This window comes from Kitasatospora sp. NPDC059812, assembly GCF_042732075.1.
Lineage (GTDB): Bacteria > Actinomycetota > Actinomycetes > Streptomycetales > Streptomycetaceae > Kitasatospora.
Window position 1 is genome coordinate 64,740 of the sequence record NZ_JBHWIO010000011.1, and the last position, 16,885, is coordinate 81,624.

Sequence of the window (16,885 nt, forward strand, 5' to 3'; positions counted from 1 at the left end):
GTGAAGATCGACTACTGCGCGACGGGGCTTGAGGAGGGACCGACGGCGGGCGCGACGGCGGGACCAGCGGTCGGCCCACCGGCGGGACCACCGGCGGGACCGGCCGACGGCCCGGCAACCGGCCCGAGGGCGCTGCCCGCCACCCACTGCTCCCACGGCACGTTCCAGCCGTTGAGGCCGTTCTGCGGCGGCACGAAGTCCCCCGCGGAGGCCTTCACCTCCAGCACGTCCCCCGGGATGGTGTGCTCGAACAGCCAGCCCGCCGGGGAGTCCTTGCTCGCACCGCCCTTGGCGTCGGCCAGGCCGATGCAGCCGTGGCTGGTGTTGGCCGCGCCGAACACCCCGGGGTCCGCCCAGTAGTTGCCGTGCACGAAGGTGCCGGAGTTGGTCAGCCGCATCGCGTGCGGCACGTCCTTGATGTCGTACTCGTCGCCCATCCCGACGGTCTGCGAGTTCATCCGGGTCACCTTGTACTTCTCCGACACCACCATGACGCCCCGGTAGGTGGAGTGGTCACGGCTGCCGCCGGACACCTTGAGCACCCGCACCACCTTGCCGCCCTGCCCGGCCCGGACGGTCAGGGTGTGCGCGTCCAGGTCGACGGTGGAGACCTGGGCCCGGCCGACGGTGAAGTGCAGGTCCTTGGTCTGGGTGCCGAACTCGCCCGGCGCGCCCTGCACGTCCTTCAGCCGCAGCGCCACCGTCACCTTGGTGCCGGCCGCCCAGTACTGCTGCGGGCGGACGTCCAGCCGCTGGTTGCCGAACCAGTGCGCGGCCACCGGGACGGGCGGGTCGGCGCTCACCTGGACGGCCTTCTCCACCGCCGCCCGGTCGGTGATCGGCCGGCTGAAGCGCAGCGACACCGGCATGCCGACACCGACGGTGGAGCCGTCCTCCGGGGTGAAGAAGGCGACGAAGGTGTGCGCCCGGGCCATCGTGGAGAACGCCGAGTGCTGGGCCGCCCGTTGGCCCTGGTCGTCCTCGGCGACGGCGTCCAGGGTGTACGCGGTGCCCAGCGGCAGCGGGCCGTCGGGTGTCCAGGCGGCGCCGTCCGGGGCGATCGTGCCGGGGACCTCGGTGCCCTTGGCGTCGGCCAGCCGGACGGTGACCAGCCGGCCCTGGGCCGCCGTCACCCGGACCGGGCCCTCCGGCAGCACGTCCTGGGCGCCGTCGGCGGGCAGCGCCGTGACGACCGCCCGGGACGGCGGCGGGGGCGGGGTGTGCGCCCCGGGCCCGGCGGCGTCCTGCGCGGGGGCCGCCGGGGGGCCGCCGCACCCCGTCAGGACGGCGAGGCCCCAGGCCACCGCCGCCGCCCGCCGCGCCCACACCCGTCCTCGGCGCCGCATTCCGGGGCCTCCCACTGTCCACGTCCGGTACCGGGAAGATCCGGTACCGGGAGCCTCCGCTACCGGGGACGCCCGACGCCGGGAACTCCCGATGTCAGGAACTCCCGGTGCCAGGAACGTCCGGTAGCGGGAACGCCCGATACCGGGAACAACGAGGGCAATCGCGGCGGGGACACGCGCAGCCGCGCGAAATCCCCCCATCCATCGGCCGCCATCCGCCGGTAAGCCCCCGTTCAGCCGCTTCCGATCTGCGCAATCCGGGAAAGAGGAAGTGAACGGGGTCCGGGACACCCCGTCCAGGGAGGGTGCGGCCATGGCGTCAGGGCAGGAGCTGGAAGCCGGAGTGCGGCCGCCCGGCGGGGACACCGCCGAGCCACCGTGGCCCGGCAGCTGGCAGCCGCTCGGCGCCCGCTTCCGGACCGACCAACAGGGCCGCCAGGGCACCAACTTCGCGCTCTGGGCGGCCGGCGCCGAGGCGGTCGACCTCTGCCTGTTCGACGAGGACGGCCGGGAGGGCCGGCACCGCCTCACCGAGCAGGACTTCCAGACCTGGCACGGCTTCCTGCCCGGCGTCCGCCCCGGCACCCGGTACGGCTTCCGCGTGCACGGCCGGTGGGATCCGTGGACCGGCGCCCGCTGGAACCCGGCGAAGCTGCTGCTCGACCCGTACGCCCGTGCCGTGGACGGCTGTTACACCAGCCACGACGCGGTCTGCGCGGCCGTCCGCAACTGGCCGGAGGCGGACGTCGCCGACACCGTCCGGGACAACCGCGACTCGGCCCGCTACGTGCCCAGATCCGTGGTCGTCCACGATGACGACGACTGGTACGACGACCACCGCCCGAAGACCCCGTGGGCCGAGACGGTGCTCTACGAACTGCACGTGCGCGGCTTCACCATGCGCCACCCCGACATCCCGCCGGAGCTCCGCGGCACCTACGCGGGCCTGGCCCACCCGGCCGCCGTCGCCCACCTGACCCGCCTCGGCGTGACCGCCGTCGAGCTTCTGCCGGTGCACCAGTACGCCAGCGAGGACCACCTCCAGTCGCGCGGCCTGGTCAACTACTGGGGCTACAACACGATCGGCTACTTCGCCCCGCACGCCGGCTACTCGGCGGCCGGCTCGCGCGGCGGCCAGGTCGGCGAGTTCAAGCGGATGGTCCGCGCCCTGCACGCCGCCGGGATCGAGGTGATCCTCGACGTGGTGTTCAACCACACCGCGGAGGGCGCCGAACTCGGCCCGATGCTCTCGCTGCGCGGCATCGACAACACCGCCTACTACCGCCCGGCCCCGCACCGCCCGCGCGGCTACGCCGACTTCACCGGCTGCGGCAACACCCTGGACACCCGCCGCCCGCAGGTGGTCCGGCTGGTCACCGACTCGCTGCGGTACTGGGTCACCGAGATGGGCGTGGACGGCTTCCGCTTCGACCTCGCCGCCGCCCTCGCCCGCGGCACCGACGGGGTGGACATGGACCACCCCTTCCTCGCCGCCGTCTCCCAGGATCCGCTGCTCAGCCGGGTGAAGCTGATCGCCGAGCCCTGGGACGTCGGCCCGGGCGGCTACCAGGTCGGCGGCTTCCCGCCGCTGTGGGCCGAGTGGAACGACAAGTACCGGGACACCGTGCGGGACTTCTGGCGCGGCGCCCGCCCGGACGTGCGCGAGCTGGGCTACCGGCTGTCCGGCTCCTCCGACCTCTACCAGCGCGGCGGCCGCCGCCCGTACGCCTCCGTCAACTACGTGACCGCGCACGACGGTTTCACGCTGCGCGACCTGGTCAGCTACGACCGCAAGCACAACGAGGCCAACGGCGAGGCCAACCGGGACGGCACCGACGACAACCGGTCCTGGAACCACGGCGTCGAGGGCGAGACCACCGACCCGGAGGTCAACGCCCTGCGGCTGCGCCAACTGCGCAACCTGCTGGCCACACTGCTGCTCTCCACCGGCGTCCCGATGCTCACCGCCGGGGACGAGCTGGGCCGCACCCAGGGCGGCAACAACAACGCCTACTGCCAGGACAACGAACTCGGCTGGCTGGACTGGTCGCTCCTGGCGGATCCCCGCTGGCGCGGGCTGTGCGAGCTGACCGCCCGGCTGATCCGGCTGCGCCGGGCCCACCCGGTGCTGCGGCAGCGGGCGTTCTTCTCCGGCCGGGCCGCCGCCCCGGGCGGCCAGCCGGACCTCGCCTGGTTCACGCCGCTGGGCAAGGAGATGACCGAGGCCGACTGGTTCGCCCCCACCGCCTGCCTGGGCATGCTGCTGTCCGGCACCGCGATGTCCGAACGGGACGAGGCCGGGCGGCCGACGCTGGACGACAGCTTCCTGCTGCTGCTCAACGCCGGCCACGAACCGGTGCTGTTCACCCTCCCCGGCGAGCCCTGGGCCGCGCCGGAGGAGGCGTACGAGACGGTGGTCGACACCGCCGTCGAGGGCGGCGGCGAGCCCTGTCCGCAGGGCGCGACGCTGCTGGCCGGGCGCTCGCTGCGGCTGCTGCGCGCGCCCGCCGCCACGACCTGAGCGGTGTCGGCCGCACGTGCGGCGCACTCCGGCCCCTGCGGCCGGCCCCACGCGCCCCGCTTTTCACCCGCGCCCCACCCGTACAGGTGGCCGGTTCTCGCCGAAGCGTTCTGTCAGGGGTGAAAAACCTGATGAGAAATGACGCGACCTCGTCCTACCCTCACGACGATGGCCGAGAACCGACAAGACGACGACACCGCGACCGGGCACCGCTCCACGGTCCGCTCCCTCCTGCGCCTGTGGCCCTACGCCCGAGCCGTCCGCCGCCGGTTGGCCACCTCGGTGGCCGCCGCCCTGGTCGCCATGCTGAGCGTCCTCGGCGTCCCGCTGGTCCTCGGCCGGATCGTCGACGGCCCGCTCGCCGAACACGACCTGAGCGGGCTCTGGCCGCTGATCGGCCTGCTGCTGGTCCTCGGACTGGTCGAGGCCGCGCTGTTCTACACCCGCCGGGTGGTCCTGGCCCGCCCGCTGGCCGGGCTGGAGACGGCCATGCGCGGCGACCTCTTCGCCAAGCTCCAGCGGCTGCCGATCTCCTTCCACGAGCGCTGGGGATCCGGCCAGCTGCTCTCCCGGGCCACCGCCGACATGTACACCATGCGGCTGTTTCTGGCCTTCCCGCTGGTCTTCCTGATCGTCAACTCGGTGATGTTCCTCGCCGGCACGGCGGTGATGTTCACCCAGGACTGGCGGCTCGCCCTGATCATCCTGCTGCCCGCCGTCCCGCTGTTCGTGCTCACCCGGCGGTTCGAGGCGGGCTACTCCGGCGCCTCCCGCCGCGCCCAGGACCAGAACGGCGACCTCGCCACCGTCATCGAGGAGTCCGTCCTCGGCATCCGCATCCTCAAGGCCTTCGGCCGCCACCGCTCGATGGCCGAGCGCTTCCGCGCCCAGGCCCACGACCTGCGCCGCACCGAACTGCGCAAGGCCGGGCTGCTCGCCAACCTCTGGGCGGTCATCGTCGGCCTGCCCGAGATCGCCCTCGGCTGCGCCCTCGCCGCCGGCGCCTACCTGGTCGCCCACGACGAGCTGAGCGCCGGCACCCTGGTCGCCTTCCTCTCCACCGCGCTGGCGCTGCGCTGGCCGGTCGAGTCCCTGGGCTGGCTGCTCGCCTACGCCAACGAGGCCGCCACCGCCGCCGACCGCTTCTTCGAGGTGCTGGACGAGCCCGAGACCGCCGACCCGGGCACCGCCGACGGCCTGGGCGCCACCCCCGACGGCATCCGCTTCACCGGCGTCCGCTTCCGTTACCCCGACGCCCCCGACGACACCCCCGACCTGCTGGCCGGCATCGACCTGCACATCCGCAGCGGCGAGACGATGGCCCTGGTCGGCGCCACCGGCAGCGGCAAGACCACGCTCACCGCACTGCTCCCCCGCCTGTACGAGGCCACGGCCGGCACCATCACCCTGGACGGCCGGGACATCCGCGACCTCCCCCGGGAACGGCTGCGCGAGCTGGTCGCGGTCGCCTTCGAGGAGCCCACCCTGTTCTCCGCCACCGTCCGGGAGAACGTCCTGATGGGCGCCCCGGGCGCGGACGACCGGCAGCTGCGCGCCGCCCTGGCCACCGCCCAGGCCTCCTTCGTGGAGAAGCTCCCGGACGGCGTGGACACCGAGGTCGGCGAACAGGGCCTGAGCCTGTCCGGCGGCCAGCGCCAGCGTCTCGCCCTGGCCCGTGCGGTGGTCGGCGACCCGGCCTTCCTGGTGCTGGACGACCCGCTCTCCGCCCTCGACGTGCACACCGAGGCCCTGGTCGAACGGGCGCTGCGCCAGGTCCTCGGCGCCACCACCGCCCTGGTGGTCGCCCACCGCCCGAGCACCGTGCTGCTCGCCGACCGGGTCGCGGTGCTCTCCGACGGCCGGATCGAGGCCGTCGGCACCCACCAGGACCTGCTGCGCGACTGCGCGCACTACCGCGAACTGATGTCGGGCGAGTCCGCCCCGATGCCCGAGGCCGCACTGGTCTCCGAGGGGGGCACCACCCGATGACCACCACCATCTCGCCCGCCGGCCCCGCCGAACGGGAGACCGCCGAACCGGTCGAGGAACAGCTTCCGCCGCCGCCCCCGGCCGACGAGGAGGACATCCCCGTCCCGCCCGGCGCCCCCCGGGCGCTGCTGCGCTCGCTGCTCGGCCCGCACCGGGCCCGGATCGGCGTCGCGATGCTGGTGATCCTCATCCAGCAGGCGGCCCTGCAGTCCGGCCCGCTGCTGGTCGCCATCGCGATGGACCGCGGCATCCCGGCGCTGCGCGAGAGCGACAGCGGCCCGCTGATCGCGGTGGTCTGCGCCTACCTGGGCTGTGCGCTGCTCAGCCTGCTGCTGCAGTGGGCGTTCATCAAGATCAGCGCCCGGGTCAACCAGGACATCCTGCTGGAGCTGCGCGGCCGGATCTTCCGGCACGCCCAGCGGCTGAGCCTGGACTTCCACGAGCGCTACACCTCGGGCCGGATCATCTCCCGCGCCACCAGCGACGTGGACGCGCTGCGCGAGCTGCTCTCCGAGGGCCTCCAGGAGCTGCTGACCGTCCTCCTGTCGGTCTGCTACATCTCGGTGCTGCTGCTGGTGCTGGACTGGCGGCTCGGCCTGGTCTCGCTGGCGTCGATCCTGCCGCTGGCGCTGATCGCCCGCTCCTTCCGCAGCCGCTCGCGCCGGGTCTACCGCCGCTCCCGCACCTCGGCCGCCTCGCTGATCGTCCGCTTCACCGAGACCATGAACGGCATCCGCCCGGTGCAGGCCTTCCGCCGGGAGAAGGCCAACGACGAGGCCTTCGGCCTGGTCAACCGGCAGTCCGCCACCGCGACGGCGGACGGCCTGCTGGAGATCGCCCGCTACGTCGGCCTCTCCCGCGTCACCGCCAACCTGTGGACCACCGGCGTGGTGCTGCTCGGCGCCTACCTGGTCGCCGACGGCACGGTCGAACTGGGCGTGCTCACCGCCTTCGTGCTCTACCTGCGCCGGCTCTACGACCCGATCGACCAGCTGGCGATGTTCCTGAACAGCTACCAGTCGGCCGCCGCCGCGCTGGAGAAGATCGCCGGCCTGCTCGCCCACGAGCCGACCGTCGCCGAACCCGCCGCGCCCGCCGAACTGCCGCAGGCCGTCGGCAAGGGGCGCGAGGTCCGCTTCGAGGAGACCCGTTTCGCCTACCGCACCGGCAAGCAGGTGCTGCCGCCGTTCGACCTGGTGATCCCGGCCGGGCAGACGGTGGCGGTGGTCGGCGCGACCGGCGCCGGCAAGTCGACGGTCGCCAAGCTGCTGGCCCGCTTCTACGACCCGACCGACGGCCGGATCCGGCTGGACGGCGTGGACCTGCGCGACCTCGCCACCCCCGAGCTGCGGCGCGGCGTGGTGATGGTGACCCAGGAGTCCTTCCTGTTCTCCGGCACCGTCGCCGAGAACATCGCGATCGGCCGCCCCGGCGCCGGCCGCGAGGAGGTCGAGCAGGCCGCCCGGGACATCGGCGCGTACGAGTTCATCGCCGCGCTCCCGGACGGCTTCGACACCGACGTGCGCAAGCGCGGCGGCCGGATCTCCGCCGGGCAGCGCCAGCTGGTCGCCTTCGCCCGCGCCCTGCTCGCCGACCCGGCGGTGCTGATCCTCGACGAGGCGACCAGCTCGCTGGACGTCCCCGGCGAGCAGGCCGTCCAGCGGGCCATGCGCACGGTGCTGGCCGGCCGGACGGCGGTGATCATCGCGCACCGGCTCTCCACCGTGGAGATCGCCGACCGCGTCCTGGTGATGGACCAGGGCCGGATCGTCGAGGACGGCTCCCCGCAGGAGCTGATCGACGGATCCGGCCGCTTCGCCGCCCTCCACCAGGCCTGGCGGGACAGCCTGGTCTAGGTCCTCCTAGGTCCGGCGCTCCCCGCGGCAGGGCCTCACCGCAGCACCCCCGCGTCCATCCCCGACGACTCGGCGGGCAGGGCCACCAGCCCCAGCTCCGCCGGGGAGGCCAGCCGGGGGTGGGCCGGCAGCACCCGGACGGTGTAGCCGAACGGGCCGGTCCGGCCCAGCTCCAGCGAGCCCTCGTAGCGGGTCCGGCCGTCCAGGTCGGACCCGCCGACCGGCTTGAGGGCGAGCACGCAGCCGTCCGAGATGCCGTCCGTCTCGTCCACCCGGCCGGACACCGCCTGCACCTCGACGTCGCCCGGCTCCAGCGCCCCGAGCGCGACCTGCACCCGCAGCGCCAGCGAGCTGCCCAGTTCCTGCGCCTCGTCCGGACAGTCCGCCTCGACGTGCTCGACCCGGACGGCCGGCCAGGCCTCCCGGACCTTCGCCTTCCAGGCCGCCAGCTCCAGGGCGCCGTGGTGCTCCGCCGCCGACAGCTCCCGCTGGGCCAGCGCCGCCGGGGTGTACAGCCGTTCGACGTACTCACGGACCATCCGCCCGGCCAGCACCTTGGGGCCGAGGGTGACGAGGGTGTGCCGGACCATGGCGATCCAGCGGTGCGGCAGCCCGTCCGTACCCCGGTCGTAGAACCGGCCGGCGACCTGGTCCTCGATCAGGTCGTACAGCGCGGCGGCCTCGATGTCGTCGCGGCGCTCGGCCTCGCTGCTCTCCGGGTCGAGCACGCCGCCGGTCTCGTCGGCGGTGGGGATCGCCCAGCCGTTCTGGCCGTCGTACCACTCGTCCCACCAGCCGTCCAGGACGGACAGGTTGAGGCAGCCGTTGAGCGCGGCCTTCATCCCGGAGGTGCCGCAGGCCTCCAGCGGGCGCAGCGGGTTGTTCAGCCAGACGTCGCAGCCCGGGTAGAGGTGCCGGGCCATCGCCATGTCGTAGTCCGGCAGGAAGACGATCCGGTGCCGGACGGCCGGGTCGTCGGCGAAGGCGACCATCTGCTGGATCAGCCGCTTGCCGCCGTCGTCGGCCGGGTGGGCCTTGCCGGCGACCACGATCTGCACCGGCCGGACGGGGTGCAGCAGCAGGGCGCGCAGCCGGTCCGGGTCGCGCAGCATCAGGGTGAGCCGCTTGTACGAGGGCACCCGGCGGGCGAAGCCGATGGTGAGCACGTCGGGGTCGAGCACCGAGGAGACCCAGCCGAGTTCGGCCTCGCCGGCGCCGCGCTGGCGCCAGGAGTCGCGCAGCCGGCGGCGGGCCTCGTCGACCAGCTGGGCGCGCAGGCTGCGGCGCAGGTCCCAGATCTCGGTGTTGCCGATCCGCTCCAGGCCGGTCCAGCGCTTGGCGTCGCCGGTGGTCATGGCGTCCTCGGCGCGGTCGGCGCCGATCTCGGCGGCGCCAAGCCGCACGACCGCCGGGTCGATCCAGGTGGCGGCGTGGACGCCGTTGGTGACGGAGGTGATCGGCACCTCGGTGGCGTCGAAGCCGGGCCAGAGCCCGTTGAACATGGAGCGGCTGACCTCGCCGTGCAGGGTGGAGACCCCGTTGGCGCGCTGGGCGAGCCGCAGGCCCATGGCGGCCATGTTGAAGAGCTTCGGGTCCCCGCCGGGCCAGGTCTCGGCGCCGAGCGCGAGCACCGGTTCGACCGGGACGCCCGGCAGGGCGGCGTCGCCGCTGAAGTGGCGGGCGACCAGCTCGCGGTCGAAGCGGTCGATGCCGGCCGGGACGGGCGTGTGGGTGGTGAACAGGGTGCCGGCCCGGACGGACTCCAGGGCGGCGGCGAAGTCCAGGCCGACGCTGTCGGGGCCGGGTGAGCCGGTGGCGACCAGCTCGCGGATCCGTTCGACGCCGAGGAAGCCCGCGTGGCCCTCGTTGGTGTGGAACACCTCGGGGGCGGGGTGCCCGGTGAGCCGGCAGTAGGCGCGGACGGCGCGGACGCCGCCGATGCCGAGCAGCATCTCCTGGAGCAGCCGGTGCTCGCTGCCGCCGCCGTAGAGCCGGTCGGTGACGTCGCGCTCGGCGGGCGAGTTGGCCTCGATGTCGGAGTCGAGGAGCAGCAGCGGGACCCGTCCGACCTGGGCCTTCCAGATGTGCGCGGCCAGGGTGCGGCCGCCTGGCAGGGCGAGGTCGACCCGGCCGGGGGTGCCGTCGTCCTCCCGGAGCAGGCTGACCGCGAGTTCGTCCGGGTCGAGCAGCGGGTAGCGCTCCTGCTGCCAGCCGTCCCGGTTGAGGGACTGCCGGAAGTAGCCGTGCCGGTAGAACAGGCCGACGCCGATGATCGGGACGCCTAGGTCGCTGGCGGCCTTGAGGTGGTCGCCGGCCAGGATGCCGAGCCCGCCGGAGTACTGCGGCAGCGCGGCGGCGATGCCGTACTCGGGGGAGAAGTAGGCGATGGCGGCGGGCGGCGGGGTGGTGCCGGCCTCCTGCTGGGCCTGGTACCAGCGCGGGCCGCTGAGGTACTCGCGCAGGTCGTCGGCGAGGTCGCCGAGTCTGCGCAGGAACCGCCGGTCGGCGGCGAGGGCGGCGAGCCGGGCGGCCGGGACCTCCCCGAGCAGCCGCACCGGGTCCTCGCCGGTCGCGGCCCAGACCTCCGGGTCCACGGACCGGAAGAGGTCCCTGGTCTCGGGGTGCCAGGACCAGCGCAGGTTGAGGGCCAGCTCGTGCAGCGGCTGGAGTTGTTCGGGCAGGACGGTGCGGACGGTGAATCTGCGGATTGCCTTCACGGCGTGAAGCGTAGCCGCGATGTCCGTCATGACAGTGCGTCAAGTGGGCTATTGGGCATCCGTTCGGCCTATTGATGAGATCGCATTCGGCGCATTGGTCTGCACGGGGGGCGCGCGCGGCGCACATTTCCGGGGTCCTGCGCTACCAATGCATGAACACTGCGGAACAGGTCCATTTCCGATGACTCATCCGCTCAGGACAAAGCCCGAAACTACTGTCGTACCGCTGCAAAAGTCTTGTCCCCGGTGCGAGGATGACTCAAGGTCGTTGATGCTGCGGGGAGTGCGGCGGCGGGTGGCGTCCGCCTTGAAGCAGCACGTCCGAATCCTTTTCGCGTTGATCGTTCCCCTTCTTCTTAGCCCATTCGGCGCTCACCTCGCACCGACGCGTGTCCTCGTACTCGGCCTGCTCGTTCACGGGTCGACCGGGTCGCCCAGGGGCGTGCCCCTGGAGGCGCGCGCCGGGACGCGCGCGGCTCCAGGGCTCCCGTCGAGGGCTCGGCGGGCGCCGGGCAGGTTGCCGGGGACGGCGGCGCGGGCAGGCTTCCGGTCGCACGTCCTCCCCACCCAGCAGTCCTCCCGGTACTCCCCTGGCCCATCCCCGGCCCGCGGGAGCTGCCGCCGATCTCGGGCAGGAGTTTGACATGCACGGCGACACGCGGGACCAGTCCACACCGGTGGCCGACAGCCACGACGCAGCGGTCGCGGAATCCGCCGGACGGATGGATTCTGACACTCGGACGGATCCGGCGATGCCGGCGCCGCGGGCCGCCGGGGCGGTCCGCACCGAGCCGGCCGAAGCGGCCCGACAACCCGGGGCCGAGGAGGGCCGGACCGCGGCACCGCGCAGGCGCACCACCACCACGCGCCGCGCCGCCGCCACCGCGAAGGCCACCGCCGACGCCGCCGGGACCGCCGGGACCACCGCCGAGGGCACCTCCGGCGCCGCGCCGCGCAAGGCCTCCGCCCGCAAGCCCGCCGCCCGCAAGACGACAGAGAGCGACACCGTGATCGGCCGCATCCCCGTCCTGGACGTCAGCCCCCTCGTCGACTCCGGCCGCCGCCCGGCCAAGGCCGTCGTCGGCGAGACCTTCCTGGTCACCGCGACCGTGTTCCGCGAGGGCCACGACGCCGTCAACGCCAACGTGGTGCTGCGCGACCCGCGCGGCCGCGGCGGCCCGTGGACGCCGATGCGCGAGCTGGCCGAGGGCACCGACCGCTGGGGCGCGCACGTCACCCCGACCGCGTCCGGCCGCTGGTCGTACCTGGTCGAGGCGTGGAGCGACCCGGTCGCCACCTGGCGCCGGACCGCCGCCGTGAAGCTGCCCGCCGGGATCGACACCGCGCTGGTCCTGGAGGACGGCGCCCGGCTGCTGGAGCAGGCCGCGGTCGGCGTGCCGAAGAAGGAGGGCCGCGCGCACGTGCTGGCCGCCGCCGACGCACTGCGCGACCCCGGCCTGCCGCCGCTGTCCCGGCTGGCCGCCGCACTCGCCCCCGAGGTGCTGGACCTGCTGGCCCGGTACCCGCTGCGCGAACTGCTCAGCGCCTCCCGCCCGCTGCCGCTCCAGGTGGACCGCGAGCGCGCGCTGTACGGCTCCTGGTACGAGTTCTTCCCCCGCTCGGAGGGCGCGGTGGTGGATCCGGGCGGCGTCGAGCCGCCGCGTTCGGGCACCCTGCGCACCGCCGCCGAGCGGCTGCCGGCCGTCGCCGCGATGGGCTTCGACGTGGTCTACCTGCCGCCGGTGCACCCGATCGGACGAGCCTTCCGCAAGGGGCCGGACAACGCCCTGACGGCCGGTCCGCACGACGTCGGCTCGCCCTGGGCGATCGGCTCCCCCGAGGGCGGCCACGACGCCGTCCACCCCGACCTCGGCACGATCGAGGACTTCGACCACTTCGTCGCCGAGGCCGAGGCCCTGCACCTGGAGGTGGCGCTGGACTTCGCCCTCCAGTGCTCCCCCGACCACCCGTGGGTGAACAAGCACCCGGAATGGTTCAGCCACCGCGGGGACGGCACCATCGCGTACGCCGAGAACCCGCCGAAGAAGTACCAGGACATCTATCCGATCAACTTCGACCAGGACATGGAAGGAATCGTCAAGGAAACCATCCGGATCCTCCGGTTCTGGATGTCCCACGGCGTTCGGATCTTCCGGGTCGACAACCCGCACACCAAACCGGTGGCGTTCTGGGAGAAGGTGCTCGCCGACATCGCCCGCACCGACCCGGACGTCGTCTTCCTGGCGGAGGCCTTCACCCGGCCCGCGATGATGCACACCCTGGGGAAGATCGGCTTCCACCAGTCGTACACGTACTTCACCTGGCGCACCACCAAGCCGGAACTCACCGAGTACCTCACCGAACTCACCGGTGACGCCGCCGCCTACATGCGGCCCAACTTCTTCGCCAACACCCCGGACATCCTGCACGGCTACCTCCAGCACGGCGGCCGCGCCGCGTTCGCGATCCGCGCCGTGCTCGCCGCCACCCTCGCCCCCAGCTACGGCGTCTACGCCGGCTTCGAGCTGTACGAGGACGAGCCGGCCCACCCCGGCTCCGAGGAGTACCTGCACTCGGAGAAGTACGAGCTGCGCCCCCGCGACTGGACCCGCACCGACTCCCTCGCCCCGCTGCTCACCGTGCTGAACCGGCTGCGCCGGCGCCACCCGGCCCTCCAGCAGCTGCGCAACCTGCGCTTCCACCCCACGGACAACGACCAGGTGCTCGCCTACTCCAAGACCGCGACCACCCCCGAGGGCCTCACCGACCAGGTCGTCACCGTGGTCAACCTCGACCCGCACCACGTCCAGGAGGCCACCGTCACCCTCGACGGCGACGGCCCGTACGCGGTGCACGACGAGCTCACCGGCGCCGTCTACACCTGGGGCCGGCACAACTACGTCCGGCTCGATCCCTCAGCCGAGCCGGCTCACCTCCTCACGGTTCGGAGGAACCCAGCGTGACTGTGAACGAGCCCGTCCCCGACACCTTCCCGGAGACCTCGAAGAAGAACCTGGACCCGGAGTGGTTCAAGCGTGCGGTCTTCTACGAGGTGCTGGTGCGGTCCTTCCAGGACAGCAACGGCGACGGGGTCGGGGACCTGAAGGGGCTCACCACCAAACTCGACTACCTGCAGTGGCTCGGGGTCGACTGCCTCTGGCTCCCGCCGTTCTTCGCCTCGCCGCTGCGCGACGGCGGGTACGACGTGGCCGACTACAAGTCGGTGCTGCCGGAGTTCGGCGACCTCGCCGACTTCATGGAGTTCGTCGACGCCGCGCACGCCCGCGGCATGCGCGTGATCATCGACTTCGTCATGAACCACACCAGCGACCAGCACCCGTGGTTCCAGGCCTCCCGGACGGACCCGGACGGCCCGTACGGCGACTTCTACATGTGGGCCGACGACGACAAGCAGTACCCGGACGCCCGGATCATCTTCGTCGACACCGAGACCTCCAACTGGACCTACGACCCGGTCCGCAAGCAGTACTTCTGGCACCGGTTCTTCTCCCACCAGCCGGACCTCAACTACGACAACCCCCGCGTCCAGCAGGAGATGATCGCCGGACTGCGGTTCTGGCTCGACCTCGGCATCGACGGCTTCCGGCTGGACGCGGTGCCGTACCTGTTCGCCCGCGAGGGCACCAACTGCGAGAACCTGCCGGAGACCCACGAGTTCCTCCAGCGGGTCCGCAAGGAGATCGACGCCGACTACCCCGACACCGTGCTGCTGGCCGAGGCCAACCAGTGGCCCGAGGACGTCGTCGACTACTTCGGCGACTTCACCGCGGGCGGCGACGAGTGCCACATGGCCTTCCACTTCCCGGTGATGCCCCGGATCTTCATGGCCGTGCGGCGGGAGTCCCGCTACCCGGTGTCGGAGATCCTCAGCAAGACCCCGCAGATCCCCGGCGGCTGCCAGTGGGGCATCTTCCTGCGCAACCACGACGAGCTGACCCTGGAGATGGTCACCGACGAGGAGCGCGACTACATGTACGCGGAGTACGCCAAGGACCCCCGGATGCGCGCCAACGTGGGCATCCGCCGCCGGCTCGCCCCGCTGCTGGAGAACGACCGCAACCAGATCGAGCTGTTCACCGCCCTGCTGTTCTCGCTGCCCGGCTCGCCGGTCCTCTACTACGGGGACGAGATCGGCATGGGCGACAACATCTGGCTGGGCGACCGGGACGGCGTGCGCACGCCGATGCAGTGGACCCCGGACCGCAACGCGGGTTTCTCCTCCGCCGACCCGGGCAGGCTCAGTCTGCCGCCCATCATGGACCCGGTGTACGGCTACCAGGTGACCAACGTCGAGGCACAGCAGAGCAGTTCGAGCTCGCTGCTGCACTGGACGCGTCGCATGATCGAGATCCGCAAGCTCAATCCGGCGTTCGGCCTCGGCACGTACACCGAACTGCCCTCCAGCAACCCCGCCGTGCTGGCCTTCGTGCGCGAACACGAGGGGGACCTGGTCATGTGCGTGAACAACTTCTCGCGGTTCGCGCAGCCGACCGAGCTGGACCTGCGGCAGTACGGCGGACGGTACCCGGTCGAGCTGATCGGCGGGGTGCGCTTCCCCTCCATCGGCGAGTGGCCCTACCTGCTCACGCTGGCCGGCCACGGCTTCTACTGGTTCCAGCTCCGGCAGCCGCCGCGGCTGAGCGGGACCAGGCGCTCGAAGTAACGATCCGCCACACCCTGCCACACAGCACCACCAGACCCTCCGGGGGCGCGAGTTGAACCCCTGCGCCCCCGGAGTTCTCTGCACCGCCGCGTACGGAGAACAGCCCAACGGCCACCCACACGAAGGCGTGACACCTGAGCCCCGCTCGCGTGCCGCCGCCGCCGCGCCGCCGAAATCCGGAAGACTGACGGACCCGGCCAGACCCGTCGGGCAGTCCGCCCGCTTCCGGGGAAAGGGAGTCATGTCCGAAACCTCCCGTTCTCAAGCCCATGTGCAGCAGGATGCCCCCGCCGACCCCGCCGCACCGGCGGGCGCGCGGAGCACCGGGGCCCGGAGAGCCGCCCTGGGGGTCAGCGAACTCGTCCAGGCCGCGCTGCCGCTGATCGCCGAGTGGCTCCCCACCCAGCGGTGGTACGCCGGAAAGGGACGGCCCATCACCGGCCTCACCCCGATGGTCGGAACCCCGCTCCAGGTCGGCGACCCCGCCCTGCTGCACCTGCTGCTGCGGGTCGAGCACGCCACCACGGTCGGCGCCCCGCACGGCGACATCTACCAACTCCTGCTCGGCATCCGCTCGGACGGGCACGCGGACATCGAGCCCAGCGCCGTGCTCGGCCGGCTCAGCCAGGGCCCGTACGACGGCGCGGCGCTCTACGACGCCGTCCACGACCCCGAACTCACCGGGCGGCTGCTGGAACACCTCGCCACCGGCGACCGGTTCGGCTCGCTGTCCTTCCGCCGCACCCCCGGCTCCGGGCTCCCCGCCAACCTCCCCGGCCGCGCCTCCACCGCCGAGCAGTCCAACAGCTCGGTCATCTACGGCACCTCGTACATCCTCAAGCTGTTCCGCCGCATCCACCCCGGCACCAACCCCGACCTCGAACTCTCCCTCGCCCTCTCCCGGGCCGGCTCCACCCGGATCCCCCGGGTCGCCGCCTGGTTCGAGAGCCGGCTGGAACGCGCCGAACCCGCCACCCTCGGGCTGCTCCAGCGCTACCTGCCGGACGCCGAGGACGGCTGGGAGCTCGCCCTCGACCAGGTCGGCCGACTCAAGGGCGACCCCTCCCCCGGCAACTTCGCCATCGAGGCCCACCGGCTCGGCCGGGCCACCGCCGAAGTCCACCGGGTCCTGGCCCGCTCGATGCCGGTCGCCCGGCTCGACCGCGCCCAGACCAGCCGGCTCGCCACCACCATGGCCGACCGGCTGGACAGCGCCGTCGCCGCCGTCCCCGGCCTGCTGCGCTACCGGGCCGCACTGCGCACCGCCTTCCAGCAACTCGCCGACGCCCACCCCGACGGCCTGCCCGTCCAGCGCATCCACGGCGACCTGCACCTCGGACAGGCCATGCGCACCCCGCACGGCTGGGTGCTGCTGGACTTCGAGGGCGAACCCGCCAAATCCGTCAACGAACGCCGCGAACCGCAGCCCGCGCTGCGCGACGTCGCCGCGATGCTCCGCTCCTTCGACTACGCGGCCGCCCACCTGCTGGCCGGCGGCCCGGTCGACCCGGAACTCGCCCACCTCGCCGCCGCCTGGGCCCAGCGCAACCGCACCGCCTTCTGCGCCGGCTACACCGCCGGCGGCGGCGCCGACCCGGCGGCCTCACCGGAGCTGATGCGGGCCCTGGAGATCGACAAGGCGGTGTACGAGGTCGTGTACGAGGCCCGGCACCGGCCGAGCTGGCTGCCGATCCCGCTCGCCGCGATCAACCGGCTCGCCCTCACCGTCTGACCGCCCCGGCCCCGCCCGCACCCCCTGCCCTGCCCGCATC

The 16,885-nt window shown here is 72.9% G+C and carries 8 protein-coding genes; 6 read left to right on the forward strand and 2 right to left on the reverse strand.

What is annotated here, in order from left to right:
- Positions 1–11: 11 nt before the first annotated feature.
- Positions 12–1,346: an Ig-like domain-containing protein gene (locus ACFV6D_RS08490; protein ID WP_380558946.1), complete on the reverse strand. Its 1,335-nt coding sequence runs from the start codon at positions 1,344–1,346 to the stop codon at positions 12–14.
- Between the two features lie 313 nt (positions 1,347–1,659).
- Between ACFV6D_RS08490 and glgX the strand changes: the two genes are divergently transcribed.
- The 3 genes from glgX (at position 1,660) to ACFV6D_RS08505 (ending at position 7,712) form a co-directional block, all read left to right on the forward strand.
- Entirely contained in the window at positions 1,660–3,867 is a 2,208-nt protein-coding gene (glgX, locus tag ACFV6D_RS08495) for a glycogen debranching protein GlgX (protein WP_063347757.1), read from the forward strand.
- Positions 3,868–4,035: 168 nt separating this feature from the next.
- On the forward strand, positions 4,036–5,856 hold the full coding sequence (locus ACFV6D_RS08500; protein WP_063347758.1) for an ABC transporter ATP-binding protein: 1,821 nt from the start codon (positions 4,036–4,038) through the stop codon (positions 5,854–5,856).
- A complete protein-coding gene (locus tag ACFV6D_RS08505; RefSeq protein ID WP_363371973.1) occupies positions 5,853–7,712 on the forward strand; it encodes an ABC transporter ATP-binding protein in 1,860 nt (619 codons plus the stop codon). The genes ACFV6D_RS08500 and ACFV6D_RS08505 overlap by 4 nt, the downstream gene beginning before the upstream one ends.
- Before the next feature lie 35 nt (positions 7,713–7,747).
- Here the strand turns inward: ACFV6D_RS08505 and glgP are convergent, their stop codons facing one another.
- Entirely contained in the window at positions 7,748–10,429 is a 2,682-nt protein-coding gene (gene glgP / locus ACFV6D_RS08510; protein ID WP_380424268.1) for an alpha-glucan family phosphorylase, read from the reverse strand.
- 1,007 nt (positions 10,430–11,436) lie between these two features.
- Between glgP and ACFV6D_RS08515 the strand changes: the two genes are divergently transcribed.
- From ACFV6D_RS08515 to ACFV6D_RS08525, 3 genes are all read left to right on the forward strand, one after another.
- Positions 11,437–13,392 carry an alpha-1,4-glucan--maltose-1-phosphate maltosyltransferase gene (locus ACFV6D_RS08515; protein WP_380424284.1) on the forward strand — a complete coding sequence of 652 codons (1,956 nt, stop codon included), beginning with the start codon at positions 11,437–11,439 and terminating at the stop codon, positions 13,390–13,392.
- The gene (treS, locus tag ACFV6D_RS08520) at positions 13,389–15,113 is read left to right on the forward strand and encodes a maltose alpha-D-glucosyltransferase (protein ID WP_063347760.1); all 1,725 of its coding nucleotides are present in this window, start codon (positions 13,389–13,391) and stop codon (positions 15,111–15,113) included. Before ACFV6D_RS08515 ends, treS begins: the two co-directional genes overlap by 4 nt.
- Positions 15,114–15,354: 241 nt before the next feature.
- Complete coding sequence (locus ACFV6D_RS08525; RefSeq protein WP_380336691.1) at positions 15,355–16,845, forward strand: phosphotransferase; 1,491 nt, start codon at positions 15,355–15,357, stop codon at positions 16,843–16,845.
- Positions 16,846–16,885: the final 40 nt, after the last annotated feature.